Genomic DNA, 26,130 nt, shown 5'->3' with positions numbered 1-26,130 from the left:
GTTGCAGCGCCCCCATGCACCTGTCCCTGCTCAAGACCAAGATCCACCGCGCCACCGTCACCCATTCCGAGCTGAACTACGAAGGCTCGATCGCCATCGATGACAACCTGCTGGCTGCCACCGGCATCCGCGAGTTCGAGCAGGTGCACATCTGGGACGTGACCAACGGTGCGCGCTTCTCGACCTACGCCATCCGCGCCGAAGCCGGCAGCGGCGTCGTCTCGCTCAACGGTGGCGCTGCGCGTCACGTGCAGGTCGGTGACATCATCATCATCGCCGCGTTCGCCAGCATGACCGAGCAGGAAGCTGACAGCTTCAAGCCGAAGCTGGTGTACGTTGATGGCAAGAACAAGATCTCCCACACCAACGACACGATCCCGACCCAGGCCGCATGACAACGAACAACGGATTCGACTCGCTGCATTCCCACGCCCAGCGCCTGAAGGGCGCAAGCATTCCCAGCCTGCTCGCCGCCGAACCCGGCCGCGTGCAGGACCTGGCGCTGCGGGTCGGTCCGTTGTACGTCAACTTCGCGCGGCAGAAATACGATGCCGCGGCGTTGCAGGCCCTGCTCACGTTGGCCGCCGACCGTGATGTCGGTGGTGCCATCACCCGCTTGTTCCGTGGCGAGCAGGTCAACCTGACCGAAGGTCGCGCCGCGCTGCATACCGCGCTGCGCGGCGACGTGGTCGATGCGCCGGTGGCGGCCGAGGCCTATGCCACCGCGCGCGGGATCCGCCAGCGCATGGGCGTGCTGGTGCGTGCGCTGGAAGACAGCGGCGTCACTGACGTGGTCAGCGTCGGCATCGGTGGTTCCGATCTCGGTCCGCGCCTGGTCGCCGATGCGTTGCGCCCGGTCACCGGCGCGCGCCTGCGCGTGCATTTCGTATCGAACGTGGACGGCGCCGCCATGCAGCGCACGCTGGCCACGCTGGATCCGGCGAAGACCGCCGGCATCCTCATCTCCAAGACCTTCGGTACGCAGGAAACCCTGCTCAACGGCCAGATCCTGCACGACTGGCTGGGTGGCAGCGAGCGCCTGTATGCAGTCAGCGCCAATCCGGATCGCGCCGCCAAGGCCTTCGCGATCGCCGCCGATCGCGTACTGCCGATGTGGGACTGGGTCGGTGGCCGTTATTCGCTGTGGTCGGCCGTTGGTTTCCCGATCGCGCTGGCGATCGGTTTCGAGCGCTTCGAGCAGCTGCTGGAAGGCGCCGCGCAGATGGATGCGCACGCGCTGGATGCACCGCTGGAGCGCAACCTGCCGGTGCTGCACGGCCTGACCGACATCTGGAACCGCAACCTGCTGGGCCATGCCACGCACGCGGTGATGACTTACGACCAGCGCCTGGCGCTGCTGCCGGCCTACCTGCAGCAGCTGGTGATGGAAAGCCTGGGCAAGCGCGTGCAGCGTGACGGCCAGCCGGTCACCACCGACACCGTGCCGGTGTGGTGGGGCGGCGCGGGCACCGATGTGCAGCACAGCTTCTTCCAGGCACTGCATCAGGGCACCAGCATCGTTCCGGCCGACTTCATCGGCTGCGTACACAACGACGATCCCTACACGATCAATCATCAGGCCCTGCTGGCCAATCTGCTGGCGCAGACCGAAGCACTGGCCAATGGCCAGAGCAGCGACGACCCGCACCGTGATTACCCGGGCGGCCGCCCGAGCACGCTGATCCTGCTCGACGCGCTGACCCCGCAGGCGCTGGGTGCGCTGATCGCCATGTACGAACACGCCGTGTACGTGCAGTCGGTGATCTGGAACATCAATGCCTTCGACCAGTTCGGTGTCGAGCTTGGCAAGCAGCTGGCCAGTGGTCTGCTGCCGGCGCTGCAGGGTGAGGATGTGGCGATTGCCGATCCGATGACCCGCGAGATCCTGGCGCAGCTGAAGGGCTGACCCGGCCTGCGGATGTGCCGGCGCCGGCCGGCCATCCGATGCCTCTCCGGTTGCCTTCGATCCGGTCGCGCAGGAATGGCGGCGCGGCCACTCATTCCACGTCACTTCCGTACTGCACGTGCAGCGCATCCGCGTGCCTGCCGCAGCGCAGCTTGACGCACTTCACACGCGGATGCAGTGTGCACGGGCGGCTGTACCTGTCATCCAGTATCGCTCGCAGCATGATGTTGATGCCAGGGACTGGCCGTATCCGAAGGGACGTGGAATCGATCCATGTCCTCAACGCCTCATGTTGTGAATGACAGGAGATTGCGAATGGATCTGAACGACGATGTTGTGTCCGGCTGGCTCAATGGCTCGGACGATGTGGATGGATGCGCCAACCCTGCGGGTTCGCTGTTCATCTATGGCGCTGGGGCCACCGAGTCCGCGCTCACGTCGGCCTCCGACACCCTGATCACCGGTGGCGGTACCGAGTGCACCACCACGATGTCGGTGGTCAATCACTGCCTGTGCTGTTGATGTAGCCCGAGCCGGCACGCAGCGGCTTGCGCTGCGTGCCGGCGACTGGAACAGACTCTGGACACTTTGCAGGGGGCGTAATGACCGCTTCTCCGGCTGCGGCCGCGTTTGCGCGCATCACCGAACATTTTCTTGTCGACGCGCGCACAGCGTTGGCGGCTGGCCTGCATGACCCCGCCATCGATCTGCGGCCAGACGAGCGCGCACTCCTGCATGAGCAGGGCGATGCGGCGCTTCGTGAACATGCCCAGCTCAAGCTCAACCGCGTACTGCTGCTGGAACTGCATGCGGCCGCGCGCGGTGGTGACATCGGCCCGCTTGAGGGCGCCGGTGCGCTGGACGAATTCGTGGCCCTCGCCACCGGCGAGGGCTTCCATGAGCATCTGCAGCGACGCTACCCGGTGCTGCTGCCGCGACTGTCGCGCATGCTCGAAGGACAATGTGCGGCTGTGGTGGAGCTGGCCGCGCGCATCGGCCGTGATCGTGCGCTGCTGACGGACCTGCTCGGCAGTCCGGCAGGATCGCTGCGTGCGGTGTCGCTGGGGCGCGGTGACCTGCACGGTGGCGGCCGGACCGTGGCGCGGTTGCAGTTCGACGGCGGTACGCTGATGTACAAGCCGCGCTCGCTGCGCATCGATGCCACGCTTGATGGCCTGCTTGAAGCCGTCTTCGGCGAGGACCCTGGCCGGGTACGCGTGCCGCGCGTGGTGGATCGTGGCAGCCACGGCTGGGCTGCATTTGCCGAGCACCGTTATTGTTCCGGTGACGAAGAGCTGCGCGCCTACTACCGCGGTCTCGGTCACTGGCTGGCCATCCTGCGCCTGGTGGGCGGGACCGACATCCATCTGGAGAACCTGATCGCGGTCGGGCCGGTGCCGGTGGTGGTCGACGCCGAAAGCGTGTTCTCGCAGGTCATCGACGTCGAACCATCCGGTCTGGGCGATGCCTATGACACGGCAGTCAAGCTGATGCGCAATTCGGTGCTGCGCACCGGTATCGTGCCGTTCCGCACCACCGGCCTCGGCATGGAAGGCGTGGACCTGTCCGCCGCCGGCGCACTGCCGGGCGAGCAGCCGCGCGTGCAGGTGCCGGTGATCATCGAAGACGGGACGGCGCCGGCGCGGCTGGGCCTGGTCGAGGCAGAGGTCGCCATCGCACAGAACCATCCGAGCCCCCAGCCCGATGTGTCGTTGTACTGGGATCACATCAGCGAGGGTTTCGTCGATGCCAGCGGGCGCCTGCGTGCGCTGGATGCCAGGGGCGAACTGATGCCGTTGCTGGCCGGTTTCGAAGGCTGCCAGGTGCGCGATGTGCGGCGGCCGACCATGGCCTACGCCGAGCTCGGGCGGATGCTCTGGCATCCGGCATCGCTGCACAAGGAAGCCCAGGCGGTTGAACGCGCGATCGATCTGCTGGTGCGCAATGCAGCGGTGTCACCGGCTGCGCCATCGGACCTGGAAACCGTACGTGGAGAAGTGGACGACCTGCGCCACGGTGACATTCCGATCTTCACTTCACAGCTGGACGCGACCCGCATCCGCTCCATCGCCGACAACTGGCGTGCGATGCGCATCGACCTCGAAGACGTGACCATCCGCAGCACGCTGGTAGCCACCGACCTGAATCAGCATGCGCTGGCCCGCGCCGAGGCTAGATCCGGCCACAGCTATGCAGCACAGCATCCGCGTGCGGACGACCTGGATGCACGCCGTCGCACGCTGGCCGCGCGCGCGGTGGAGAGCCTGCTGCGGCTGGCGGTGCACGGCGAAGACGGTTCGATGACCTGGATCACGCCCGAGGTGACCCGTACCGGATGGACCGTCCAGCCGGTGCAGCCCGACCTGTATTTCGGGCTGGGAGGTATTGCGTTCGCACTGGCGGCCTACCGCCGGGAAGTGGAGCAGGGGCGTGCCGACCCGGTAGTGGGGCTGGCCCCGGCCATCGATGGCGCCCTCGCGGTGTTCCAGACCATGTGTGAGCGGCATCCCGCCGGGATCGATGGTGGATTCGTCGGAACCGGTTCGCAGATCTGGACATTGCTGACATTGAACGACCTGTTGCAGCGACCGGCACTGCTGGCGCTGGCGGAGCGCTGCGCAGAAGCCGCAGAGCGTCGCGGATTCCAGGGGCCGGTGAAATTCGAACTGATTGATGGCGTGTCCGGCATGATCCTGCCGTTGCTGGCGCTGGCCGAGGCCACCGGCAGATCGCGCTGGCTGGAGTTGGCGGCTGCAGCCGGGCGCCGCATGCAGGAAGCAGCGATCGTCGATGCCGACGGCGCACGCTGGCCGACGCCACAGTTCCGCGAGCCGATCGGTGGCTTTGGCCACGGCGCGATGGGCATGGGCTGGGCGCTGGCACGGCTGGCGCGTTCGGATGCCGGCAGCGTGCCTGAGCGGGCCGCCTGGCGGCAGCTGGCCGAAGGAGCCTTTGCGTTCCAGGCGGCGCTGTTCGAGACGCATACCGGGCGCTGGCGCGATATCCACCTGGAGGACGGGCAGAAGAATTTCCCGACCTGGTGCCATGGCAGTGTTGGCATCGGTCTGGCGGCGGCGGATCTGTACGCCCGCACCGGCGATCCCGCGCAGTTGCGTGACATGCGGCGGGCTGTGGCCGACGCGCGCGGCAAATGGGGGTTCAGCCACACCCTGTGCCATGGCGATGTGTCCACCCGGGAGCTGCTGGTGCTGGCGGCTGCGCTGGATCCGGAGGGATGTCCCTATCCGCAGGACGAGGCCGCCATCGAGATCGTTTCTTCGATCGAGGAGCACCAGGGCATGGTCGGCGGACTGACCCGCGCGGCCTTTACTCCGGGCCTGATGATCGGCCTGGCAGGTGCGATCTATGGCTTCCTGCGCATGCATCCGGCCTGCGCGCTGCCGTCGCCGTTGCTGCAGGAGACGGCGGCGGCGCGCGTCGATGCCCCGGCATCGCGTTCCAGTGCCGCGCAGGACCGACCGGCGCTGGCCGAGGTCTGAGCCGGACGGGTTCGGCAATCAACGGCTGGGATCGCGTTCCGGGCTTGGCCGCTTTGCCAGCTTGCGCTGCAGCGAACGACGGTGCATGCCGAGCAGGCGCGCTGCCGCGGACACGTTGCCGCCGGTCTCGTGCATCGCCTGCTGGATGTGTTCCCACTGCAGGCGGCTGATCGGCGTCATCGCGTCCGGCACTTCCATTTCGCCATCGTCGGCCGGGCCATCGTCTTCCTCGCCGAGGGCGCGTAGGATCATCGGCACCGTGGCCGGCTTCGGCAGGTAGTCGTCGGCACCAAGCTTGATCGCCTCCACGGCGGTGGCGATGCTCGCGTAGCCGGTCACCAGCAGGATGCGCATGTCCGCGCGCAGGGCACGCAGCGGCTGGATCAGTGCCAGGCCGGAATCGCTGCCCAGCTTCAGGTCGATCAGCGCGAACGCCGGCGGATGCTGGCGGGCCAGCGCCAGCGCACTGGCGGCATCCTGTGCGGTCTGCGTTTCAAGCCCCTTGCGGGCCAGGCTGCGCTGCAGGGTACGCAGGTACAGCTCGTCGTCGTCGACCAGCAGGCCCAGGGTGGAGTGATGAAGGCTCATGGGGTGTCCTCGCGTGGGGCCAGCGGCAGGCGGAAGCCGACACGGCTGCCGGCCCCCAGGGCCGGGCGCATCCACATCTCGCCGTCGAGGCGTTCGATGGTGGCATGGGACAGGGCCAGGCCGACGCCCATGCCCTCGCTTTTGCTGCTGCCGAACAGCTTGCCCGGCAGCACCGCGGCACGGGCGTCGAAGCCGTGGCCGTAGTCGCGGACTTCGCCGATCAGGTCGTCGCCTTCGATGCGCAGGTCCAGGTCCACGCGCGGCCGGCCGGCCTGCTCGCCGGCATCGGCGGCATTGTTGAGCAGGACCATCAGCAGATGGCCCACGCCCGGGTCGAGTGGCAGCCGCAGCGGCGCATCGTCATTGCGATGCAGGTCGATGGTCGGCCGCACCAGGCGCCACTGTTCCAGTACCTGCTGGGCGCTGGAGTGGCTGCGACCCGGTGCATCGGCCGAGGCCGGTGCGGCCAGCGCCAGCACGCGCTCGCGGCACTGCACCAGCAGCTCGCGCAGGGTTTCCATGTCTTCGCGTACTTCGGGCTCTTCGCTGCGCTCGGCGACGTCATCGGCGAGCAGGGTCATGGTCGCCAGCGGCGTGTTCAGTTCATGCGCCACCGAGGCGGCATGGGTGGCCAGGGCGACGATGCCCTCGTTGCGGGCGAAGCGTTCGCGCAGGGCCGACAGTTCCATTTCGCGCTGGCGCAGCGCCAGTGCCAGGCGGGTGGAAAAGGTCAGCACGACCGCTGCGGAAATCAGGAAATTGGCGACCACGCCCCAGCGGTTGAGGTCCTGGGCGCGGAAATAGCCATCCGGCAGCGACTGGCCGAAGATGCCGCTGGCGGCGTAGCCGAGCAGGCAGGCCAGCGCCACCGCCAGTGCCCAGCGCAGGGGCAGGGCGAACGCGGCGAGCGCGATCAGGATCAGGAACAGCGAACTGAACGGGTTGGCCATGCCGCCACTCCAGCCCACCATCCAGGTCAGGATGATCACGTCCACCAGGATGTGGCCGAATGCGGTCAGTGGCGCGGTGTCGGCCGCCTCCGGGCGCAGCTGGGTGTAGATGTTGAACAGGGTCAGCACGGCCACGCCCGCCCACAATGGCAGCTGCGGCAACGGCAGGCCCAGCACCCAGGTGGCAACCAGGATGGTGGCGGCCTGGCCGCCTACGGCAAGCCAGCGCAGGCTGCACAGGGTTCGGAGAAACGGGGCGTCGGGACCGGTCATTCACGCTCATCGTATGCGTTCACGCGTGCACATGCCTGCGACAATCGGCCGCAGCCGTGCCGCCGGCTGAATGCGAGTCACCCGGAATGCGGAGGCGGGCGGTAGAATGCGCCCATGCACGACGCCGTTACCCGCCCGACGCCCCCTTCCGATGCCACTGCCTGGCCCCGCCGCCAGACCCATGCCGTCCAGATCGGCGGGGTCACCGTAGGCGGAGGCAAGCCGGTCGTGGTGCAGTCGATGACCAATACCGATACCTCCGACGTGGCCTCCAGCGTGAAGCAGGTGGCCGAGTTGTGGCGTGCGGGTTCGGAAATGGTGCGGCTGACCGTCAATACCGTGGAAGCCGCTGCGGCGATCCCGCGCATTGTCGACAAGCTGGCGATGATGGGCATCGACGTGCCGCTGATCGGTGACTTCCATTACAACGGCCATCAGCTGCTGACCGCCGAACCGGCCTGTGCCGAAGCGCTGGCCAAGTACCGCATCAACCCGGGCAATGTCGGCTTCGGCAAGAAGAAGGACCTGCAGTTCGCCCAGCTGATCGAGTTCGCGATCCGCTACAACAAGCCGGTGCGCATCGGTGCCAACTGGGGCTCGCTGGACCAGGCCCTGGCGGCAAAGCTGATGGACGAGAACAACCTGCGTGAGCAGCCCTGGGACGCCGGCCGCGTGCTGCGCGAGGCGCTGATCCGCTCGGCGCTGGATTCGGCAGAGCAGGCGGTGGAGCTCGGCCTGCCGCGCGACCGCATCGTGCTGTCGGCCAAGGTCAGTGGCGTGCAGGAGCTGATCGCGGTGTACCGCGACCTGGCCCAGCGCTCGGATTTCGCCCTGCACCTGGGCCTGACCGAGGCCGGAATTGGCAGCAAGGGCATCGTCGCCTCGTCCGCGGCGCTGAGCGTGCTGCTGCAGGAGGGCATCGGTGACACCATCCGCATCTCGCTGACCCCGGAACCGGGCCAGTCGCGTACGCAGGAAGTGATCGTCGCCCAGGAGCTGCTGCAGACCACCGGCCAGCGCGCCTTCACGCCGCTGGTCACGGCCTGCCCGGGCTGCGGCCGCACCACCTCCGAGTTCTTCCAGGAGCTGGCCAAGGTGGTACAGAACCACGTGCGCGAGAAGATGCCGCTGTGGAAGATCCACCACCCGGGTGCGGAGAACATGACCCTGGCGGTGATGGGCTGCATCGTCAACGGACCGGGTGAGTCGCGCCATGCCAATATCGGCATCTCGCTGCCCGGCACGGGTGAAACGCCTGCAGCGCCGGTGTTCGTCGATGGCGAAAAGAAGGTGACCCTGCGTGGCGAGAACATCGCCCAGGAATTCGTCGCCCTGATCGACGATTACGTCGAACACAAGTATGTCCGAAGCGCCGGATAAGCCTGCGATCCTCCTCGCTGCACCGGAGTCCGCCTCCGGCTTCCGCCACTGGATGGCGCGCAATGCCTGGCGCCTGGTCCTGTTGTTCGGTGGCGTGCTGCTGCCGCTGGCCGGCTTCGTCGCTCTGGCTGACGAGGTGCACGAGTTTGAATCGTTCCATTTCGATGCGCCGCTGCTGTGGCAGATGCATGGCCTGCATTCGCCGCTGCTGGACCGCTTCTTCGTGCTCATTTCCAGACTGGGCTACGAATGGTTCCTGATCCCGGCCGACGTGCTGATCATCGGCGTGCTGCTGGGCTACCGGCGTTGGCGCGAGGCGACCTTCGTGGCGGTCAGCTTCGTCGGCTCGGCGCTGCTGAACATGGGCAGCAAGCACTTCTTCCAGCGCCAGCGCCCCAGCCTGTGGGAATCGATCGCGCCGGAATCGACGTTCAGCTTCCCCAGCGGCCATGCGATGGGCTCGATGACCCTGGCAGTGACCCTGGTACTGCTGGCCTGGAACACCCGCTGGCGCTGGCCGGTGCTGCTGCTGGCACCGGCATTCAGCCTGCTGGTCAGCGTGTCCCGGGTCTACCTGGGGGTGCATTACCCCTCCGATATCCTGGCCGGATGGTGTGCCGCGCTGGTTTGGGTGGTAGGGTGCTATCTGGTCATGTTCAGTCGCCGGCACCCATGGCGACGTCACGGCTCGCCGCCAGCGAAGGCCAGCGAAGCATCATCACAGGGGGATTGACGTGGATGGCCCTTGAGGGACGTCTACGTGATAGATCAGTTGTTTCGTTGCAGCAGGTTCTGCAAGACAGGGGGCAAGCACAACGCGCGGTAGTGTGATGCGCAAGGCAGATTGCCGGGGTCGCATTCCGAACGCGCTTGCAGGGGTATCGGCACCCTGCCTAGCTTGACCTGCAATGGCCGCATTCGAAGAGGTACGTGAATGACGATTCGAGTCTACCTGGTGGATGACCACGCGCTGGTCCGCACCGGGATGAAGATGATTCTGTCGGGGGAAACCGACATCGAGGTGGTGGGCGAAGCCGAGACCGGCGAAGACGCGCTGCGTGAAGTCCGCCAGCTGCTGCCCGATGTGGTGCTGTGTGACCTGCACCTGCCGGGTGTGAGCGGCATGGAAGTGACCGAGCGCATCGTGCGCAGCCACCGCAATACCCGCGTGGTGATCGTGTCGGTGCTGGAAGATGGCCCGCTGCCGAAGCGGCTGCTCGAGGCTGGCGCCGCCGGTTACATCGGCAAGGGCTGCGATGCGCAGGAGCTGTTGCGCGCGGTGCGTGACGTGGCCGGTGGCCGCCGTTACCTGGGCACCAGCATCGCGCAGAACCTGGCGCTGTCGACGGTGGAAGGCAACGGTTCGCCGTTCGACAGCCTGTCCCCGCGCGAGCTGGAAGTGGCACTGCTGCTGACCCAGGGCCTGCGCCAGGAAGACATCGCGCGGCGGTTGAGCCTGAGCGCGAAGACGGTGAACACGCACAAGGCGCGGTTGTTCGAGAAGATGGGGATTCACGACAACATCGCGTTGGCGCGGATGGCCAGCCAGTACGGGCTGGTGGATCCGGCACGGCCGCTGTAAGGGTTTCGGCCAACGGCTGAGCCCCTCGCGGTGTGCGGCAGGATTCGTGGGGTTGGCCCTGCGGAGGGATTGCGTAGGGGACGCCGTGAATCCATCCCTGGAGGCTCGGGCGCGCCATCCATGGCGCTTACGCCCCTGCGCAATCCCTCCGCAGGGCCACGGACAGGTTCCGTGCGCGTCCACCGCGGAATGAAGAAGGAAGAGCAGGAGCGGGTCGCGCGCTGTGCGCGCTCGTCGCCCGGGGGCGGATCCCTTTCCCGGTGGGAAAGGGCTCTGACCCTTGATGATGCCGGAGCCGAGCGTGGGCGCGGCTCTACACCTTTGTCGGGCTCAGTGGCCGCGCACGCGCTTGATGATCTTCGCGGCGTCGGCGGCGCTGGCGCGCACCTTGTCCCATTCGCCGTTGGCGATCCAGTTGCCCGGCACCATCCACGAACCGCCGATGCAGACCACGTTCTTCTGCTCGAGGTACTCGGCGGCGGTGTTTTCGGTGATGCCGCCGGTCGGGCACAGCTTGAGGTCGGCAACCGGGCCGGCCAGGCCCTTGATCATCGCCAGCCCGCCCACGGCAGTGGCCGGGAACAGCTTGCACACGCGGAAGCCGCGCGCATACAGCGACAGCAGCTCGGTTGGCGTTGCCGCACCCGGCACCACCGGCAGCGGCGCAGCGGCCAGTGCATCAGCCAGCGCCGGCGGCGTACCCGGGGTCACCAGGAAATCCGCACCCGCATCGATGGACTGCTGCATCTGCTCCACGGTCAGCACCGTACCGGCACCCACCACCACGTCCGGCAGCTCGCGCTTGAGCATCGCCAGCGCTTCCATCGCCACCGGCGTGCGCAGGGTCAGCTCGATCGCCGGCAAACCACCTTCCAGCAGCGCCGCGCTGACCGCACGCGCCTGGTCCAGCGTATGAATCGTCACCACCGGCAGGATGCCCGCCGCACGCAACAGCTCCGCCGCCTTCACCTGATGTTGTTCGATACCCATGCTTTTGCCCTTGCCTTTGCTCTTCTTGATTCAGTGGCCGCAGCGCAAATGACGCGCCGGGAATTGTCCAAGGGCAGTAGAGCGCCCTGGCCGGGACCGTGAGCGGCATGGATGCCGCGATCGAGCCCCCATGGATGGGTTTACGGCGTGTCCCGGCCAGGGCGCTCTACTGCCCAAGCCGGGAAGCCTGCCGCGGCTTTTCGCTTCAGGCGTCTTTCGCCTCATGCGGCGCCGCCGCCGCCGCGGCATCGTGCCCCAGCTCATACTCCGCGTCGTACTCCCATGGCCCACCATCAGCCGCCGCCGGCCCGCACGAAATCGAAATCGCACCCTGGTCGGCCGGACCCACCACACGACGGTTGATGGCGAACAGGTTGCGGCCCAGATCATGCGCGGCAGGCGCGGTGTTCGGCGCCAGCGGACGTGCAGCCCATTCGGCCGCGTCCACCAGCACTTCCAGCGTGCCGGCCTCGCCATCGAGGCGGATCATGTCGCCCTCGCGAACCTTGGCCAGCGGACCACCCCGCGCCGCTTCCGGTGTCACATGGATCGCCGCCGGGATCTTGCCCGAGGCGCCGGACAGGCGGCCGTCGGTGACCAGCGCTACGCGCCGGCCCTGGTTCTGCAGCAGGCCCAACAGCGGCGCCAGCGAATGCAGTTCCGGCATGCCGTTCGCACGCGGGCCCTGGTAACGCACCACCGCCACGAAATGCTCCGGCAGCATGCCAGCGGCGTGCAGCTTGTTCAGCACCTGCGGCGCATCGACCACCACCGCCGGTGCTTCGATCGTGCGGTACTGCGGCTTCACCGCCGACAGCTTGATCAGCGATTTGCCCAGGTTGCCGCGCAGCAGGCGCAGGCCACCCTGGTGCTCGAACGGATTGTCGACGCCACGCACCACTTCGTCATCGGCGCTGCGTTCCAGGCCCGGCAGGTAGACCAGCTTGCCGTCGCGCAGCTGCGGTTCGCGTGCGTAGTCGGCCATGCCGCCACGCGCCACGCTGACCAGGTCGCCGTGCATCAGGCCGGCCTTGATCAGTTCGCCGAACACGAAGGCCGGGCCACCGGCAGCTGCAAAGCGGTTCACGTCGGCGTCGCCGTTCGGATAGACGCGGGCCAGCAGCGGGATCAGCTGCGACAGTTCGTCGAAGTCGTCCCAGGTCAGCACGATGCCGGCCGCACGCGCCACCGCGATCCAGTGGATGGTGTGGTTGGTCGAACCGCCGGTCGCCATCAGCGCAATGACCGCGTTGATGATCGCGCGCTCGTCGATGATCCGGCCCAACGGGCGGAAGTCGTCGCCGAGTGCCGTGATGTCGAGCGCGCGCTCGGTGGCTTCACGGGTCAGGGCGTCGCGCAACGGCGTGCCTGGATTGACGAACGATGCGCCCGGCAGCTGCACGCCCATCGCTTCCAGCAGCACCTGGTTGGAGTTGGCGGTGCCGTAGAAGGTGCAGGTGCCGGCGCCGTGGTACGACGCGGACTCCGCTTCCAGCAGTTCTTCGCGGGTGGCTTCGCCGGCAGCATAGCGCTCGCGCACTTCGGCCTTCTGCTTGTTCGGGATGCCCGGGGTCATCGGGCCGGCCGGCACGAACACCGCCGGCAGATGGCCGAAGGCCAGCGCACCGATCAGCAGGCCCGGCACGATCTTGTCGCACACACCGAGGTAGACGGTGGTGTCGAACATATCGTGGCTGAGCCCGATCGCGGTGGCCTGCGCGATCACATCGCGCGAGAACAGTGACAGTTCCATGCCGCCGCGGCCCTGGGTGACGCCGTCGCACATCGCCGGCACGCCGCCGGCCACCTGTGCGGTGGCGCCCAGCTCGCGGGCGATCTCGCGGATCTGCTCGGGATAGGTCTCGAACGGCTGGTGCGCCGACAGCATGTCGTTGTAGGCGGTGATGATGCCGAGGTTCGGCGTCACGCCGCCGCGCAGGCGGCTCTTGTCGGTGCCGCCGCAGGCGGCGAACCCGTGGGCGAGGTTGCCGCAGCTCAGGCGGCTGCGGAACGGGCCTTCACGCAGGGAGGCGTCGATCGCGGCCAGGTAGGCGGCGCGCGAGGCGGCGCTGCGGCGGATGACACGCTCAGTGATGGCTTGCAGTTGCGGATGGAGGCTCATTGGCTACCGGCGTTCGTGGTGGCGAGAGGCAAGCGGCGGCACGGCGCCGCCGCCAACATCAATCAGCCCAGTGGACGCGCAGGCGCGCGCCGTCCAGGTTGATCGCATTGAGGATGGGGTACTGCTGGGCGTCATTGCTGTCCAGCGCCTGGCGCAGTACCTGCAGCTTCTGCTTGCCGCGCAGCAGCAGCAGGCGCTGGCGGCACTGGCGCAGGCCATGCGGGGTCAGGGTGATGCGCAGCGGCCACTGGTTGGCACCCGGGCAGCCGGTGGCGTCCAGCGCGGCATAGGGCAGGGTGCTTTCCAGTGCGCGGGCCAGGTCCTTCGAGCCGGGGAACAGCGAGGCGGTGTGGCCGTCGTTGCCCATGCCCAGTGCCACCAGGCTCGGCGGCTGGCTGTGCTGCGCCTGCAGGTTGGCGGTGTACACGCATTCCGGCAGCGGCTTGCCGATCCGCACCAGCGGATCGAAGTGGGCACCCTCGGCGCGCTTGAGCAGATTCTCGCGCACCAGCCAGGCATTGCTGTCGCGATCCTGCGGCGACAACCAGCGCTCATCGGCCAGGCTCACTTCCACCCGGTCCCAGTGCACGTCCAGTTCGGCCAGCGCCTGGTACACCGGTGCCGGCGTGGTGCCGCCAGACAACAGGATGCGGGCGCGGCCCACTTCGTTGATGTCGTGGTTGAGGGTCTGCGCCATCTCGGCGGCCACCGCCTCGATCCAGCCATCGGCATCGCCGTGCTGGATGAACTCGATGCGGTCGTCGTGGAAGGTGGTGGGGCTCATGCGGCAACTCCAGGTGCGTCACGTTCGGCGTCGGCGGCATAGGCGGCGGCGCCCAGTAGTCCGGCGTGGGGGTGCATCACGGCCAACGAGGGCACCCGCGCCATGATCGAGGAGAAGCGGCCCTTGTGTTCGAAGCGCTGGCGGAACCCGGAGTGCTGCAGCGAATCGAGCATCTTCGGGGTCAGCCCGCCGGTCAGGAACACGCCGTCCCACGCGCCCTGGGTCAGCACCAGGTCGCCTGCGATGGCGCCGAACACGGCGCAGAACACATCGACGGTGCGCATCGCCTGCGGGTCACCATGCAGGGCGCGGGCGGTCACGTCCACCGGCTGCAGTTGGCCCGGATCGATGCCGGCCATCTCGCATACGGCGCGATGGATGTTGACCAGGCCAGGGCCGCAGATCAGGCGCTCGTTGGAGACGCGGCCGAACTGTTCGGACAGGATCTCCAGGATGCGGATCTCCTCCGGCGTTCCCGGCGGGAAGCTGACATGGCCGCCTTCGGTTTCCAGCGGGTAGCAGCGGCCGTGGCGCAGGATCAGGCCACCGACACCCAGGCCCGTACCCGGCCCGATCACCGCGTAGTTGCGCGGCTGGCCGGGTTTGCCCGGCACCCAGGCGGCACCGCCGACCTGGACCACGTCATCGGGCTGCAGCAGCGAAATCGCCATCGCCTGTGCGGCGAAGTCGTTGATCAGGTGCAGCTCGTTGAAGCCGAGCATGGCGGCGGTGCGGCTGCGCGAGATCACCCACGGGTGGTTGGTGATGCGCGCTTCGTCACCGTCGACGCGACCGGCCACCGCGAACACGCCGCGGCTGGCCGTGGCGCCGATCTGTTCCAGATGGTGGCGCGCGGCATCACCCAGCGACGGGAACTCCGCCACCGCGTACTCGCGGATGCTGTCCTTCTGCAGCGGTGCGTCCTGCGAGGTGTCGGCCAGGGCGAAGCGGGCGTTGGTACCGCCGATGTCGGCGACCAGCACCGGCTGCGAGCTGGCACTCATGCCGACGCTCCGCTGTCCGGCGCGTCCACGCCCTGCGGCAGGAACTCGCCCGCGTTGGCCGGGCCCCACTGGCCGGCGGGGTAGGGTTCCAGCGGCAGCTTGGCATCCTTCCAGGCGTCGGCGACGCTGTCGATCCACGCCCAGGCGGCGCGCACTTCGTCATCGCGCACGAACAGCGTGTGGTTGCCGTTGAAGGCATCCAGGAACAGGCGTTCGTAGGCGATGCGGCGGTGCAGGCCAGTCGGCACCGACAGTTCCAGTTCCAGCGGATGCAGCTCCAGCGCGCCCCATTCCGGGCCGGCCAGGCTGCTCATCAGGCCCAGTTCGATGTTTTCCTGCGGCTGCAGCTGGAACACCAGGCGGTTCGGTGCGGCCTGCGCGCGCTGCGGGCGCTCGAACAGCCAGTGGGTGACCGGCTTCAGCGTGACCACCACGCGGGTGGTGCGTTCGGGCAGGCGCTTGCCGGTGACCAGGTGGAACGGCACGCCGCTCCAGCGCCAGTTGTCGATATGCGCGGTGACCCCGGCGAAGGTCTCCACGTCGCTGCCTTCGGGCGGCTGGTAGGCCTGGGCCGGCTGGCCGTTGATGGTACCGGCGGTGTAGCGGCCACGGATGCTGTCACGCGCGGCGTGCTTGGCATCGAGCGGGCGCAGGGCGCGCAGCACCTTGACCTTCTCGTCGCGGATGCGGTCGGCTTCCAGCGAGGCCGGCGGCTCCATCGCCACCATGCACAGCAGCTGCAGGATGTGGCTCTGCACCATGTCGCGCAGCGCGCCGGAGCGGGCGTAGTAGGCGTCGCGGCCATCCACGCCTTCGCTCTCGGCCACAAGGATGTGCACCGATTCGATGTAGTTGCGGTTCCACACCGCTTCCAGCAGCGTGTTGCCGAAGCGCAGCGCGATCAGGTTCTGCACTGCGGCCTTGCCCAGGTAGTGGTCGAGGCGGAACACGCGGTCCTCGTCGATCCACTGGCCGATGGTGCTGATGATTTCCTCGGCGCTCTCGCTGTCGCTGCCGATCGGCTTCTCCAGCATCAGACGTGCCGGTGCGGCGAGGGCGCCACCCTTGGCCAGGCCTTCGCAGGTGGAGATGTACAGGCCCGGCGGAATGGCCAGGTAGCTGACGCACTTGCGGTGCACCAGGTCGGAGACCGCGGCGGCAACCGAGTCGACGTCGCGCAGGTCCACCGAACGATAGTCGATGCGGCGCAGCAGGGCGCTGATGTCGTCCTGCGTGGCCATCGGCATGGCCTGCTGCAGGCGCGGCCGCAGGATGTCATGGAAGGCTTCGGTGTCATGCCCGGACAGGGCCAGCGCACGGATGCGGAAGTCCTCCGGCAGCAGGCCGTCGCCAAGCAGGCGAAGCAGCGAAGGGAACAGGTAGCGCTGGGCCAGATCACCTGTGGCACCGAACAGGAAGAGGGTGTCGTGCATCGCTCGAGTTTCAGATCCGGGTGACATCGTTGTCAATCGCTTCATGGCTGGGTTCGGGGGACATCCGCGCAACTGCCTGTCCGAGGTTCGTCGGGGGCGGTTTCCGGGGTACTGGAAGACCGTTCCATTCGAAACCACTGCCTCGGCGGAACCTTCGTTCAACCGCCGACGCAGATCGGTGCGCACCGATCATCGGATAGTGCCACGTGAAAACGTTTACATGGCAGAATGGGCAACTGTATTCGATTGCAGTGCTCGCCGTCATGCGGCAGGCGCGCAATCATCACTGCCATCGGGAGGGCCGAGGCAGTCCCAAAAGACAGCCCGGCTTCGGGCGGACCGGATAGGTGATATGGCAAAAGTGCAGTTGCAGGGTGTGCGCAAGGTCTATGACAACGGCCAGGTCGCGGTGAAGGACGCCAGCTTCGAGGTCGCCGATGGCGAGCTGATGGTGCTGGTCGGTCCGTCCGGCTGTGGCAAGTCGACCCTGCTGCGGATGGTGGCTGGCCTGGAGGAGATCAGCGGCGGCACGCTGACCATCGGTGATCGCGTGGTCAACGACGTGGCGCCGAAGGACCGCGACATCGCCATGGTGTTCCAGAGCTACGCGCTGTACCCGCACATGACCGTGGCCGAGAACCTGGCCTTCGGCCTGAAGCTGCGCGGGCATGACAAGGCGACCATCGACAAGCGCATCGCCGAAGCAGCGCAGACCCTGGGCCTGACCGAGATGATGGACAAGCTGCCCAAGGCGATGTCCGGTGGCCAGCGCCAGCGTGTTGCGCTGGGCCGTGCACTGGTGCGCGAGCCGGCGGTGTTCCTGCTGGACGAGCCGCTGTCCAACCTCGACGCCAAGCTGCGCCACAGCGTGCGTACCGAGATCGCGCAGCTGCATCGCAAGCTGGGCACCACCATGATCTACGTGACGCACGACCAGGTCGAAGCAATGACCCTGGGCCAGCGCATCGTGGTGCTGAAGGACGGCATCATCCAGCAGATCGATACGCCGATGGCGCTGTACGACCGCCCGGCCAATCTGTTCGTGGCCGGTTTCCTCGGCAGCCCGGCGATGAACGTGCTGCGTGGCACACTGCAGGGCGATGCCGGTGGCGTGACCGTGGTCGACGGCGAATGGCGGGCACCGCTGGGCCAGGCCACGATCGATCCGGCGTGGCTGCAGAAGCCGATCGCGGTGGGCGTGCGCCCGGAACACCTGCAGCCGGCCAGTGCCGATGATGCGCATGCATTTGCCGCACGCATTGAAGGCATCGAACCGGTCGGCAACGAGATCTTCGTCAACCTGAGCAGTGGCCAGCACGCGCTGACCATGCGCGTGGCGCCGCAGTCGCTGCCGGCGGTGGGCGAGCAGATCCGCGTGGCGATCCACCCGCAGGGCCTGCACTTCTTCAACCCGGAATCCGGCGAGCGGCTGTAACGGGTAGTGCCGGGGGGGGGGGGGGCCCCGGGCACACCGAAAGGTTGCGTGTCGGTGGGGGCGCGCGCCCGGCGCCCCCACATCTCCCCCCCGGGGGGCCCCCCCCCCCCCCCCCGCCACTACCATTCCTTCATCCACCGGGCTCAGCGCGCCAGGCCATCCAGCAACGGCATGCGCTGCGCGATCGCATCACCCACCTGCAGATCAGCGTCGCTGGCTTCCAGTGGCAGCACCGCCAGTGCCAGGTCGCCGGCCACGCAGGCAATCGTGCCCAGCGCTGCGCCATCCTGCTGCACGCCATCGCCGGCCTGCGCCGGTGCCGCGGTATGCAGCAGCTGCACCGCGCGCTTGGCTTTGCCGAGGAAGTGGGTGCGGGCGACGATTTCCTGGCCGGGATAGCAGCCCTTCTTCACGCTGTAACCGTTCAGGCGGTCCAACCCCAGCTGCTGCGGGGTCCACACTTCGCGCTGGCTTTCTTGCAGCCGGGGCAGGCCGTAGCGCAGGTCGGCCTGGCGCCAGGCCAGTGCGAAAGCGGCCTCATCGGCTTCACTTTCGGCGGCGAAGGCATCGGCGCTGCCAATGCGCAGGGTCCGCGGCAGGGCGTCGCTGCCCAGGTCCAGCTCCCAGCCGTCACCTGCGGTCTGCGCAATCGCAGCGCCGCTGGCGGCTTCGGGCGCAGTGAACGCACCGGCCACGGCCAGATCGCTGCGCACCTGCACCTTCACCTTGCGGCGGAACACGAAGCGCTGCAGTTGCGACGCAATCGCATCGGCATCACCGTCGGCCAGCACCAGCATCACATGGTCTTCGGCCAGCCGAAGCAGCTGGAACACCGCCAGGGTGCGGCCCTTGGCGCTCAGCCAGGCGCTCCACTGCCAGTGCAGCAGGGGCAGGGCAGTGACATCGCTGCTGAACTGGGCGTGGGCAAAGACAGCCGCATCCGGGCCTTGCAGGCTCAGCAGCTGGTGGCCGGGCAGGCGCGGATATCCGACGAAAGCAGGGGGCAGGTTGTCAGGCACGTGAACGAGGTCTAAAATTTGTGCGTTGCGAGACCGAACATGATAGGCCAAACAACCCCCACTCCCGACGACGAATCTGAAGCCCCGCTGGTCCCCGCGGCACCCGTGCCCGTGGAACAGGAAAAAGCAGAGGAATTCGGCGGCCGCGGCGGACTTGATCCGGTGCGGTACGGCGATTGGGAGAAAAACGGACGCTGCATCGATTTCTGATCAGCATTGAGCCAACGCGGCCGTGTGCCGCCCAGCCGAGACAACGAGCCCAGCGAATGGCGACCAGACAACGCCCACTTTCCCCGCACCTTCAGGTGTATCGCTGGCAGATTCAGATGGCCACCTCGATCCTGCATCGAGCCACTGGCGTCTTTCTGTCTGTTGGTGCCCTCATCATCGCCGCCGGCCTGCTGGCCCTGATGATGGGGCCCGAGTCCTGGAACTGCTTCACCGGCCACGCCGGGGCCTGGTATGGCCGCGTGTTCCTGTTCGCGTGGACATGGTCGTTCGCCTATCACCTGTGCAATGGCATCCGCCATGTGGTGCAGGACTTCGCCATCGGCTTCAGCATCCCCGCCTTCATCCGCAGCAGCTGGCTGTCGGTCATCGGCAGCCTGGTGATCACCCTGCTGGTGTGGGCCTATGTGATGTTCGGAGGTGCCGCGTGAGCAAGTTCCGTACCCCGTTGAAGAGCGTGCGCGGCCTCGGTTCGGCCAAGACCGGCACCGAGCACTTCGTGCACCAGCGCCTGACCGCCGCCGCCCTGGTGGCGCTGGGCATCTGGTTCCTGGTCTTCGTGCTGGGCCTGCTGGGCTCGGACTACGCGACCGCCGCCGCCGCCGTGGCCAAGCCGTGGAACGCCGTGCCGCTGATCGGCCTGCTGATCGCCATGTTCTGGCACGCGCAGCTCGGCATGCAGGTCGTGCTGGAAGACTACATCCACGAATCGCTGCTGGCCCTGGTGCTGCAGACCGCGGTGAAGTTCGTCGCCGTGCTCGGCATGATCGTCAGTGTGTTTGCGGTGGGCCGCATCGCCCTCGGCGTTGCCTGAGCCCAGGCACCTACACAGGAATCCAGATTAGATGTCCGCTTACAAGATCACCGAACACAAGTACGACATGGTCGTGGTGGGCGCCGGCGGCGCCGGCCTGCGCGCCACGTTCGGCCTGGCCGCCAAGGGCCTGCAGACCGTGTGCCTGACCAAGGTCTTCCCGACCCGTTCGCACACCGTTGCCGCCCAGGGCGGTATCTCGGCCGCACTCGCCAACATGGGCGAGGACGACTGGCGTTACCACTTCTTCGACACCATCAAGGGTTCGGACTGGCTGGGCGACCAGGACGCCATCGAGTACATGTGCCGTGAGGCCATCCCGGCCATCATCGAGCTCGAACACTACGGCGTGCCGTTCTCGCGCACCGCCGAAGGCAAGATCTACCAGCGTCCGTTCGGTGGCATGACCACCAAGTACGGCGAAGGCCCGGCGGCGCAGCGTACCTGCGCGGCGGCCGACCGTACCGGCCACGCGATGCTGCACACCCTGTACCAGCAGTCGCTGAAGCACGATGCGCGCTTCATGATCGAGTACTTCGCGCTCGACCTGATCTTCGACGACGAAGGTGCCTGCCGCGGCGTGCTGGCTCTGGACATGTCCGACGGCACCCTGCACCTGTTCCGCGCCCAGGGCGTGGTACTGGCCACCGGCGGCTACGGCCGTGCCTACTTCAGCGCCACTTCGGCGCACACCTGCACCGGCGACGGTGGCGGCCTGGCCATGCGTGCCGGCATCGCCATGCAGGACATGGAGTTCGTGCAGTTCCACCCGACCGGCATCTACGGCGCCGGCTGCCTGATCACCGAGGGTGTCCGCGGTGAAGGCGGCATCCTGCGCAACAGCAGCGGCGAGCGCTTCATGGAGCGTTACGCACCGCACTACAAGGATCTGGCCTCGCGCGACGTGGTCAGCCGTTCGATGACCATCGAGATCCGCGAAGGCCGCGGCGTCGGCGAGCACAAGGACCACATCCTGCTCGACCTGACCCACCTTGGCCCGGGCGTGATCGACGAGAAGCTGCCGGGCATTGCCGAGAGCGCCCGCATCTTCGCCGGCGTCGACGTGCACAAGCAGCCGATCCCGGTGATCCCGACCGTGCACTACAACATGGGCGGCATTCCGACCAATTACCACGGCGAAGTGGTGCGCAAGGATGGCGACAACCCCGATGCGGTGATCCCGGGCCTGTACGCGATCGGCGAAGCCGCCTGCGTGTCGGTGCACGGTGCCAACCGCCTCGGCTCGAACTCGCTGCTGGACCTGGTGGTGTTCGGTCGTGCAGTGGCCAACCGCTGCGCCGAGACCATCAAGCCGGGCGCGTCGCACAAGCCGCTGCCGGCCGATGCCTGCGACAAGGCGCTGGGCCTGCTGGACAAGCTGCGCCACGCCAACGGCGATACCCCGACCTCGGTCATCCGCGATCGCATGCAGCGCACCATGCAGGCCGACGCGGCGGTCTTCCGCACCAGCCAGACGCTGAAGGAAGGCTGCGAGAAGATGGACAAGATCTTCGACTCGTTCCAGGACGTGAAGGTCTCCGACCGTTCGCTGGTCTGGAACTCGGACCTGATCGAGACCTACGAGCTGAACAACCTGCTGCTCAACGCGGTGGCGACGATCAACTCGGCCGAACAGCGCAAGGAAAGCCGCGGCGCGCATGCGCACGAGGACTATCCGGACCGCGACGACGTCAACTGGCAGAAGCACACCCTGGTCAGCGTCGACGAGAAGGGCAAGTGCAGCTTCGACTACCGTCCGGTGCACATGTACACGTTGACCGACGACGTGTCCGTGGTGCCGCCGAAGCCGCGCGTGTACTGATCCGACCCCGCCTACCATGCAATCCGCGCCCACGGGCGCGGGCCGCCTGAGCCAACGAGAGCAGCCATGGCCGAGTTTTCACTCCCCAAGAATTCCAAGATCACGAAGGGCAAGCACTTCCCCGTCAAGAACGGCGGCAAGAACGTGCGCACCTTCAAGATCTACCGCTGGAGTCCGGACGACGACAGCAACCCGCGCACCGATACCTATGAAGTCGATCTGGACGCCTGTGGCCCGATGGTCCTGGACGCCCTGATCAAGATCAAGAACGAGATCGACCCGACCCTGACCTTCCGCCGCTCCTGCCGCGAAGGTATCTGTGGTTCGTGCGCGATGAACATCGACGGCACCAACACCCTGGCCTGCACCCGAGCCATCTCGGACTGCGGCAAGAAGGAAGTGCCGATCTACCCGCTGCCGCACATGAACGTGGTCAAGGATCTGGTTCCGGACCTGACCCACTTCTACGCGCAGTACGCCTCGATCAAGCCGTGGATCCGCACCCAGACTCCGGCACCGCCGGATCGTGAGCGCCTGCAGTCGCCGGAAGACCGCAAGAAGCTGGACGGCCTGTACGAGTGCATCCTGTGCGCCTGCTGCTCGACCAGCTGCCCGAGCTACTGGTGGAACGGCGAGCGTTACCTGGGCCCGGCGATCCTGCTGCAGGCCTACCGCTGGATCATCGACTCGCGCGATGAGGACACCGGTGCACGCCTGGACGATCTGGAAGATCCGTTCAAGCTGTACCGCTGCCACACCATCATGAACTGCGCCCGGACCTGCCCGAAGGGCCTGAACCCGGCGCTGGCGATCGCCGAGATCAAGAAGCTGATGATGGAACGCCGCGCCTGATCAGGCCTGGCTGTACCCGGTAGAGCCACGCCACGCGTGGCTGTGCCACCCCAGTAGAGCCACGCCATGCGTGGCTTTGCTGTATCTGGAGAAACATGATGGAAGAAGACGTTCTGCTGAAGAAGCTGCGCTGGCGCTGCCGCCGCGGCATGCGTGAGCTGGATCAGCTGTTCGGCCGTTACCTGGACCACGAGTGGAGCACTGCGCCGACCGAAGAGCGCGAGGTTTTCCTCTTCCTGCTCGACTGCGAGGACGATAAGTTGTGGCGCTGGTTCATGGGCTACGAGGCCTGCCCGCATGCGCACGCGATCCCCCTCATGCAGAAGATCCTCGCCCTCAAGCCTTGAGTGGCGCCCCTCGCGGCTGCAGGCCGCCGCCCAACTGGCGGTGCTGCTGGCCGCACCCTGGCTGCTGCGCGCATCGGATCTGCCTTCACGGTTGCTGATGCCCGCGGTGGTGCTGGCCTGGGTCATCGGGTTGGCCGAACTGGCCTGGCGCCAGCGCAGGCCACGCGTGCAGGTGCTTCTGCCGATGCCGCCCGAGCCGCTGCAGGTGGCTGGGCAGGACGTCGATGCACCACAGCTGGTCGTGCGTGGCCCATGGCTGTTGTTGCTCTGGCGTGAGGATCGGCGCCGCCGGCGCCTGCTGTTCTGGCCGGATGTGCTCGATTCCGGGCAGCGACGTGAACTGCGACTGGCCGTGGCCGCACGTGGCGTTTCCCGTAGGCCCCGGTCGATGGCACCATAAGCTGAATTGACCGGCGTGCCTGCATGTTCAAACCCATTCCCGTGGCCATTGGCCTGCGCTACCTGCGCGCCAAGCGCCGCAACGGCTTCATCTCCTTCATCTCGATGGCATCGATCCTGGGCATCGCGCTCGGCGTCACGGTGCTGATCACCACCTTGGCCGTGATGAGCGGTTTCCAGAAGGAAATCCGCAGCCGCCTGCTGCAGATGACCGCGCACACCACCATCAGCCGCGACGGCGAGCCGATGCCGGACTGGATGCGCGTAGTCGACGTGGCCAGCAAGGACCCGCGCGTGGCCGGTGCTGCGCCGTACATCGAGATCCAGTCGATGATCAGCGGCCCGCGCGTGCAGGGCGCGATCATCCAGGGCATCGATCCGGCGCTGGAGCCGAAGGTATCGGTGATCGACAAGAAGGTCACCAAGGGCAGCTATGGCAGCCTCACGCCGGGCAGCTTCAACCTGCTTCTGGGCAAGGAACTGGCGATCTGGCTGGGCGTTGATGTCGGCGACCAGGTGCTGGTGACCTTCGCCGAAGTGCAGGGCACGCCTGCCGGTGCGGTGCCACGGATGAAACGCTTCACCGTCAGCGGCATCTTCGAGGCCGGCTACAACGAGGTCGACCGCGGCGTCGGCTTCGCCAACATGCAGGACCTGGAGCGCGTGCTGCGCAGCGACGGTGCCACCGGCGTGCGGCTGAAACTGCACGACATGGACCGATCGCTGGAAGTGGGTGTGGACCTGGCGCAGAACCTCGGTGGTGCGTACCGCGTGAGTGACTGGACCCAGCAGAACGCCAACCTCTACCACTCGCTGCGCATGGAGAAGGTGGTGATGGGCATCCTGCTGTCGCTGATCATCGCCATGGGCGCGTTCAACCTGGTGTCCTCGCAGGTGATGCTGGTCACTGACAAGCAGGCCGACATCGCCATCCTGCGCACGCTCGGCCTGACCCCGGGCGGGGTGATGCAGGTATTCATGGTGCAGGGTTCGCTGATCGGCATCTTCGGCACGCTGGCCGGCCTGATCGGTGGCATCACCCTCACACTCAACCTGGAGCGCATCCTCGGTGCCATCGAGAGCGTGTTCAACGTCAAGCTGATGCCGGAGGATGTGTACTACATCACCGGCCTGCCGACCGACATGCAGACCGGCGACGTGGTGGCGATCACCGTGGTCGCGCTGCTGATGAGCTTCCTGGCCACCCTGTATCCCGCCTGGCGGGCAGCACGCACCCAGCCGGCGGAGGCCCTGCGTTATGAATAAGGTCTTCAACCGCGGCGATGAAGTGATCCGCGCCGAAGCACTGGGCAAGACCTACGCCGAAGGGCGCATGCAGACCCCGGTGTTCGATGGCCTGGACCTGACCGTGACCGCCGGCGAAACGGTCGCGATCATCGGTGCCTCCGGCGCCGGCAAGAGCACGCTGCTGCACCTGCTGGGTGGCCTGGACATTCCGACCGCCGGCGAGGTCTATGTGACCGGCCAGCGCATGTCAGCGCTGTCCGATACCGCGCGCGGCCTGCTGCGCAACCAGGCGCTGGGCTTCGTCTACCAGTTCCACCACCTGCTGCCTGAGTTCACCGCGCTGGAAAACGTGATGATGCCGGTGCTGCTGGCCGGTACTGCAGTGGCCGAGGCGAGCAGCCGGGCCACCACGCTGCTGGAAGCGGTCGGCCTTGGCCATCGCCTGGACCACAAGCCCGGCGAACTGTCCGGTGGCGAACGCCAGCGTGCGGCCGTGGCGCGTGCGCTGGTCAACCATCCGGCCTGCGTGCTCGGCGACGAGCCGACCGGCAACCTGGATGACCGCACGGCTGCAACGGTGTTCGAGCTGATGCTGGAACTGAATCGTGCGCGGCATACCAGCCTGGTGCTGGTGACCCACGACCGCAGCCTGGCACGGCGCCTGGACCGGGTGCTGGAGCTGCGCGAGGGGCGCCTGCACGCGCTGGCCCACGCCGACGTCTGAGGCGCTGGGCCCGCTTTGGTGGAAGCCGACCTTGGTCGGCTGCTCTTGCAGGGCAAGCACCAACCAAGGTTGGCGACTACCGGAATCCGGAGCCTTGGGCCTGCTTGGAACGACCGCCGACCGGCTGCTGAATGGGGTACTGGCTTTCGCGTCGGCGTTGTCTGCGCAGGCGCATGATGGCGACAGTTCCCCGAGGAGATCGCCATGAAGACCCCGATCCTGATGGCCGGACTCTGCCTGGCGCTGGCCGCCTGCGCGACCACCGGCCGGCTCAGCTCTGCCGAGAAACTTGACCTGTACCGTGCCCATGCCGGCGCGCCGCAGAACGACATGCAGTTCTTCGGCAGCCTCAACGGCTGGACCGAACTGGGTGACAGCGCGTTGGCGGTGTGGACGCGTCCCAGCGAGGCCTATCTGCTGGAATTGAGGGGTCCCTGCCAGGACCTGCCGTATGCCACCGCCATCGGCCTGACCAGCCAGATGAACCGTGTTTCGGCGCGCTTCGACAAGGTGCTGGTGCGCGACCCTGCCGGTGGCCCGCGCATGCCGTGCTTCATCGACAGCATCCGCAAGCTGGACGTGAAGGCGCTGCGCGCCTCCGAGCAGGAGCTGCGCCAGGCGCAGGTGCAGGAGCGCGAGGAAAGCACGAAATAGCGTGGTAGTGGGGGGGGGGGGGGGGGGGGGGCGCCGGGGCGGGGGGGGGGGGGGCCGGGCGGCCGCCCCGCGGGGG

26 protein-coding genes are annotated in these 26,130 nt (G+C 67.2%); 18 read left to right on the top strand and 8 right to left on the bottom strand.

Features of this window, described 5'->3' with window-relative positions; all coding sequences use genetic code 11:
• Positions 1 to 14: 14 nt before the first annotated feature.
• The 4 genes from panD to V3B64_RS17560 all read left to right on the top strand — a co-directional run bounded on the left by panD (position 15) and on the right by V3B64_RS17560 (position 5,406).
• The gene (gene panD / locus V3B64_RS17575; RefSeq protein ID WP_329914601.1) at positions 15 to 395 is read left to right on the top strand and encodes an aspartate 1-decarboxylase; all 381 of its coding nucleotides are present in this window, start codon (positions 15 to 17) and stop codon (positions 393 to 395) included.
• Complete coding sequence (pgi, locus tag V3B64_RS17570) at positions 392 to 1,906, top strand: glucose-6-phosphate isomerase (protein ID WP_071229272.1); 1,515 nt, start codon at positions 392 to 394, stop codon at positions 1,904 to 1,906. Before panD ends, pgi begins: the two co-directional genes overlap by 4 nt.
• A gap of 315 nt (positions 1,907 to 2,221) precedes the next feature.
• Complete coding sequence (locus tag V3B64_RS17565; RefSeq protein WP_049400943.1) at positions 2,222 to 2,428, top strand: DUF6229 family protein; 207 nt, start codon at positions 2,222 to 2,224, stop codon at positions 2,426 to 2,428.
• An 80-nt stretch (positions 2,429 to 2,508) separates the two neighbouring features.
• Positions 2,509 to 5,406: a type 2 lanthipeptide synthetase LanM family protein gene (locus V3B64_RS17560; RefSeq protein WP_329914600.1), complete on the top strand. Its 2,898-nt coding sequence runs from the start codon at positions 2,509 to 2,511 to the stop codon at positions 5,404 to 5,406.
• Positions 5,407 to 5,424: 18 nt separating this feature from the next.
• Here the strand turns inward: V3B64_RS17560 and V3B64_RS17555 are convergent, their stop codons facing one another.
• Positions 5,425 to 5,994, bottom strand: coding sequence for a response regulator transcription factor (locus tag V3B64_RS17555; protein ID WP_012510702.1), 570 nt, complete (start codon positions 5,992 to 5,994; stop codon positions 5,425 to 5,427).
• Positions 5,991 to 7,217 carry an ATP-binding protein gene (locus V3B64_RS17550; protein ID WP_329914599.1) on the bottom strand — a complete coding sequence of 409 codons (1,227 nt, stop codon included), beginning with the start codon at positions 7,215 to 7,217 and terminating at the stop codon, positions 5,991 to 5,993. The genes V3B64_RS17555 and V3B64_RS17550 overlap by 4 nt, the downstream gene beginning before the upstream one ends.
• Positions 7,218 to 7,331: 114 nt before the next feature.
• Between V3B64_RS17550 and ispG the strand changes: the two genes are divergently transcribed.
• From ispG to V3B64_RS17535, 3 genes are all read left to right on the top strand, one after another.
• Entirely contained in the window at positions 7,332 to 8,597 is a 1,266-nt protein-coding gene (gene ispG / locus V3B64_RS17545; RefSeq protein ID WP_032128857.1) for a flavodoxin-dependent (E)-4-hydroxy-3-methylbut-2-enyl-diphosphate synthase, read from the top strand.
• Positions 8,578 to 9,330 carry a phosphatase PAP2 family protein gene (locus V3B64_RS17540; protein ID WP_329914598.1) on the top strand — a complete coding sequence of 251 codons (753 nt, stop codon included), beginning with the start codon at positions 8,578 to 8,580 and terminating at the stop codon, positions 9,328 to 9,330. Before ispG ends, V3B64_RS17540 begins: the two co-directional genes overlap by 20 nt.
• A 201-nt stretch (positions 9,331 to 9,531) precedes the next feature.
• Positions 9,532 to 10,179, top strand: coding sequence for a response regulator (locus V3B64_RS17535; protein WP_004153112.1), 648 nt, complete (start codon positions 9,532 to 9,534; stop codon positions 10,177 to 10,179).
• A 330-nt stretch (positions 10,180 to 10,509) separates the two neighbouring features.
• Here V3B64_RS17535 and V3B64_RS17530 read toward each other — a convergent pair whose 3' ends face one another.
• The 5 genes from V3B64_RS17530 to zwf all read right to left on the bottom strand — a co-directional run bounded on the left by V3B64_RS17530 (position 10,510) and on the right by zwf (position 16,512).
• A complete protein-coding gene (locus V3B64_RS17530) occupies positions 10,510 to 11,169 on the bottom strand; it encodes a bifunctional 4-hydroxy-2-oxoglutarate aldolase/2-dehydro-3-deoxy-phosphogluconate aldolase (RefSeq protein WP_004153124.1) in 660 nt (219 codons plus the stop codon).
• A gap of 205 nt (positions 11,170 to 11,374) precedes the next feature.
• On the bottom strand, positions 11,375 to 13,291 hold the full coding sequence (edd, locus tag V3B64_RS17525) for a phosphogluconate dehydratase (protein WP_329914597.1): 1,917 nt from the start codon (positions 13,289 to 13,291) through the stop codon (positions 11,375 to 11,377).
• 58 nt (positions 13,292 to 13,349) lie between these two features.
• Positions 13,350 to 14,075, bottom strand: a complete 726-nt coding sequence (gene pgl, locus V3B64_RS17520; RefSeq protein WP_049423528.1) for a 6-phosphogluconolactonase — start codon at positions 14,073 to 14,075, stop codon at positions 13,350 to 13,352.
• Positions 14,072 to 15,079 carry a glucokinase gene (gene glk, locus V3B64_RS17515; RefSeq protein ID WP_049400948.1) on the bottom strand — a complete coding sequence of 336 codons (1,008 nt, stop codon included), beginning with the start codon at positions 15,077 to 15,079 and terminating at the stop codon, positions 14,072 to 14,074. The genes pgl and glk overlap by 4 nt, the downstream gene beginning before the upstream one ends.
• Positions 15,076 to 16,512: a glucose-6-phosphate dehydrogenase gene (gene zwf, locus V3B64_RS17510; protein ID WP_049400949.1), complete on the bottom strand. Its 1,437-nt coding sequence runs from the start codon at positions 16,510 to 16,512 to the stop codon at positions 15,076 to 15,078. Before zwf ends, glk begins: the two co-directional genes overlap by 4 nt.
• 352 nt (positions 16,513 to 16,864) lie before the next feature.
• Between zwf and ugpC the strand changes: the two genes are divergently transcribed.
• Positions 16,865 to 17,947 (top strand): sn-glycerol-3-phosphate ABC transporter ATP-binding protein UgpC, encoded by a 1,083-nt coding sequence (ugpC, locus tag V3B64_RS17505; RefSeq protein WP_071229277.1) that lies wholly within the window; start codon positions 16,865 to 16,867, stop codon positions 17,945 to 17,947.
• 143 nt (positions 17,948 to 18,090) lie between these two features.
• On the opposite strand, the gene V3B64_RS17500 is transcribed toward ugpC, so the two are convergent.
• On the bottom strand, positions 18,091 to 18,966 hold the full coding sequence (locus V3B64_RS17500; RefSeq protein WP_329914596.1) for a folate-binding protein: 876 nt from the start codon (positions 18,964 to 18,966) through the stop codon (positions 18,091 to 18,093).
• 39 nt (positions 18,967 to 19,005) lie between these two features.
• On the opposite strand from V3B64_RS17500, the gene V3B64_RS17495 reads away from it, so the two are divergent.
• The 10 genes from V3B64_RS17495 to V3B64_RS17450 all read left to right on the top strand — a co-directional run bounded on the left by V3B64_RS17495 (position 19,006) and on the right by V3B64_RS17450 (position 26,054).
• Complete coding sequence (locus tag V3B64_RS17495) at positions 19,006 to 19,176, top strand: DUF1674 domain-containing protein (protein ID WP_005409075.1); 171 nt, start codon at positions 19,006 to 19,008, stop codon at positions 19,174 to 19,176.
• Between the two features lie 56 nt (positions 19,177 to 19,232).
• On the top strand, positions 19,233 to 19,625 hold the full coding sequence (gene sdhC / locus V3B64_RS17490) for a succinate dehydrogenase, cytochrome b556 subunit (protein WP_024958620.1): 393 nt from the start codon (positions 19,233 to 19,235) through the stop codon (positions 19,623 to 19,625).
• Positions 19,622 to 20,008 carry a succinate dehydrogenase, hydrophobic membrane anchor protein gene (gene sdhD, locus V3B64_RS17485; RefSeq protein ID WP_032128865.1) on the top strand — a complete coding sequence of 129 codons (387 nt, stop codon included), beginning with the start codon at positions 19,622 to 19,624 and terminating at the stop codon, positions 20,006 to 20,008. Before sdhC ends, sdhD begins: the two co-directional genes overlap by 4 nt.
• Positions 20,009 to 20,039: 31 nt before the next feature.
• Positions 20,040 to 21,830, top strand: a complete 1,791-nt coding sequence (gene sdhA, locus V3B64_RS17480; RefSeq protein ID WP_134951043.1) for a succinate dehydrogenase flavoprotein subunit — start codon at positions 20,040 to 20,042, stop codon at positions 21,828 to 21,830.
• Between the two features lie 66 nt (positions 21,831 to 21,896).
• On the top strand, positions 21,897 to 22,682 hold the full coding sequence (locus V3B64_RS17475) for a succinate dehydrogenase iron-sulfur subunit (RefSeq protein ID WP_005409079.1): 786 nt from the start codon (positions 21,897 to 21,899) through the stop codon (positions 22,680 to 22,682).
• A 98-nt stretch (positions 22,683 to 22,780) separates the two neighbouring features.
• A complete protein-coding gene (locus V3B64_RS17470; protein ID WP_005409080.1) occupies positions 22,781 to 23,029 on the top strand; it encodes a succinate dehydrogenase assembly factor 2 in 249 nt (82 codons plus the stop codon).
• Positions 22,980 to 23,429, top strand: a complete 450-nt coding sequence (locus V3B64_RS17465) for a hypothetical protein (RefSeq protein ID WP_329914595.1) — start codon at positions 22,980 to 22,982, stop codon at positions 23,427 to 23,429. Before V3B64_RS17470 ends, V3B64_RS17465 begins: the two co-directional genes overlap by 50 nt.
• Positions 23,430 to 23,452: 23 nt before the next feature.
• The gene (locus V3B64_RS17460) at positions 23,453 to 24,694 is read left to right on the top strand and encodes a lipoprotein-releasing ABC transporter permease subunit (protein WP_049460629.1); all 1,242 of its coding nucleotides are present in this window, start codon (positions 23,453 to 23,455) and stop codon (positions 24,692 to 24,694) included.
• Positions 24,687 to 25,400, top strand: coding sequence for a lipoprotein-releasing ABC transporter ATP-binding protein LolD (gene lolD, locus V3B64_RS17455; protein WP_005409083.1), 714 nt, complete (start codon positions 24,687 to 24,689; stop codon positions 25,398 to 25,400). Before V3B64_RS17460 ends, lolD begins: the two co-directional genes overlap by 8 nt.
• Before the next feature lie 204 nt (positions 25,401 to 25,604).
• Positions 25,605 to 26,054, top strand: coding sequence for a DUF6491 family protein (locus V3B64_RS17450; protein ID WP_049460626.1), 450 nt, complete (start codon positions 25,605 to 25,607; stop codon positions 26,052 to 26,054).
• Positions 26,055 to 26,130 lie beyond the last annotated feature (76 nt).

Origin of the sequence: Stenotrophomonas sp. SMYL86 (assembly GCF_036320025.1) — a bacterium.
In the GTDB taxonomy this organism is placed as follows: Bacteria; Pseudomonadota; Gammaproteobacteria; order Xanthomonadales; family Xanthomonadaceae; genus Stenotrophomonas; species Stenotrophomonas maltophilia_A.
The sequence above is the reverse complement of the archived record's forward strand: the minus strand, read 5'-3'. Positions and strand labels throughout refer to the sequence as shown.

Excerpts from the sequence above, each read along its gene's own strand:
- panD (WP_329914601.1), top strand. The coding sequence starts at position 15 with ATGCACCTGTCCCTGCTCAAGACCAAGATCCACCGCGCCACCGTCACC.
- pgi (WP_071229272.1), top strand. The coding sequence starts at position 392 with ATGACAACGAACAACGGATTCGACTCGCTGCATTCCCACGCCCAGCGC.
- V3B64_RS17565 (WP_049400943.1), top strand. The coding sequence starts at position 2,222 with ATGGATCTGAACGACGATGTTGTGTCCGGCTGGCTCAATGGCTCGGAC.
- V3B64_RS17560 (WP_329914600.1), top strand. The coding sequence starts at position 2,509 with ATGACCGCTTCTCCGGCTGCGGCCGCGTTTGCGCGCATCACCGAACAT.
- V3B64_RS17555 (WP_012510702.1), bottom strand. The coding sequence starts at position 5,994 with ATGAGCCTTCATCACTCCACCCTGGGCCTGCTGGTCGACGACGACGAG.
- V3B64_RS17550 (WP_329914599.1), bottom strand. The coding sequence starts at position 7,217 with ATGACCGGTCCCGACGCCCCGTTTCTCCGAACCCTGTGCAGCCTGCGC.
- ispG (WP_032128857.1), top strand. The coding sequence starts at position 7,332 with ATGCACGACGCCGTTACCCGCCCGACGCCCCCTTCCGATGCCACTGCC.
- V3B64_RS17540 (WP_329914598.1), top strand. The coding sequence starts at position 8,578 with ATGTCCGAAGCGCCGGATAAGCCTGCGATCCTCCTCGCTGCACCGGAG.
- V3B64_RS17535 (WP_004153112.1), top strand. The coding sequence starts at position 9,532 with ATGACGATTCGAGTCTACCTGGTGGATGACCACGCGCTGGTCCGCACC.
- V3B64_RS17530 (WP_004153124.1), bottom strand. The coding sequence starts at position 11,169 with ATGGGTATCGAACAACATCAGGTGAAGGCGGCGGAGCTGTTGCGTGCG.
- edd (WP_329914597.1), bottom strand. The coding sequence starts at position 13,291 with ATGAGCCTCCATCCGCAACTGCAAGCCATCACTGAGCGTGTCATCCGC.
- pgl (WP_049423528.1), bottom strand. The coding sequence starts at position 14,075 with ATGAGCCCCACCACCTTCCACGACGACCGCATCGAGTTCATCCAGCAC.
- glk (WP_049400948.1), bottom strand. The coding sequence starts at position 15,079 with ATGAGTGCCAGCTCGCAGCCGGTGCTGGTCGCCGACATCGGCGGTACC.
- zwf (WP_049400949.1), bottom strand. The coding sequence starts at position 16,512 with ATGCACGACACCCTCTTCCTGTTCGGTGCCACAGGTGATCTGGCCCAG.
- ugpC (WP_071229277.1), top strand. The coding sequence starts at position 16,865 with ATGGCAAAAGTGCAGTTGCAGGGTGTGCGCAAGGTCTATGACAACGGC.
- V3B64_RS17495 (WP_005409075.1), top strand. The coding sequence starts at position 19,006 with ATGATAGGCCAAACAACCCCCACTCCCGACGACGAATCTGAAGCCCCG.
- sdhC (WP_024958620.1), top strand. The coding sequence starts at position 19,233 with ATGGCGACCAGACAACGCCCACTTTCCCCGCACCTTCAGGTGTATCGC.
- sdhA (WP_134951043.1), top strand. The coding sequence starts at position 20,040 with ATGTCCGCTTACAAGATCACCGAACACAAGTACGACATGGTCGTGGTG.
- V3B64_RS17475 (WP_005409079.1), top strand. The coding sequence starts at position 21,897 with ATGGCCGAGTTTTCACTCCCCAAGAATTCCAAGATCACGAAGGGCAAG.
- V3B64_RS17470 (WP_005409080.1), top strand. The coding sequence starts at position 22,781 with ATGGAAGAAGACGTTCTGCTGAAGAAGCTGCGCTGGCGCTGCCGCCGC.
- V3B64_RS17465 (WP_329914595.1), top strand. The coding sequence starts at position 22,980 with ATGCGCACGCGATCCCCCTCATGCAGAAGATCCTCGCCCTCAAGCCTT.
- V3B64_RS17460 (WP_049460629.1), top strand. The coding sequence starts at position 23,453 with ATGTTCAAACCCATTCCCGTGGCCATTGGCCTGCGCTACCTGCGCGCC.
- lolD (WP_005409083.1), top strand. The coding sequence starts at position 24,687 with ATGAATAAGGTCTTCAACCGCGGCGATGAAGTGATCCGCGCCGAAGCA.
- V3B64_RS17450 (WP_049460626.1), top strand. The coding sequence starts at position 25,605 with ATGAAGACCCCGATCCTGATGGCCGGACTCTGCCTGGCGCTGGCCGCC.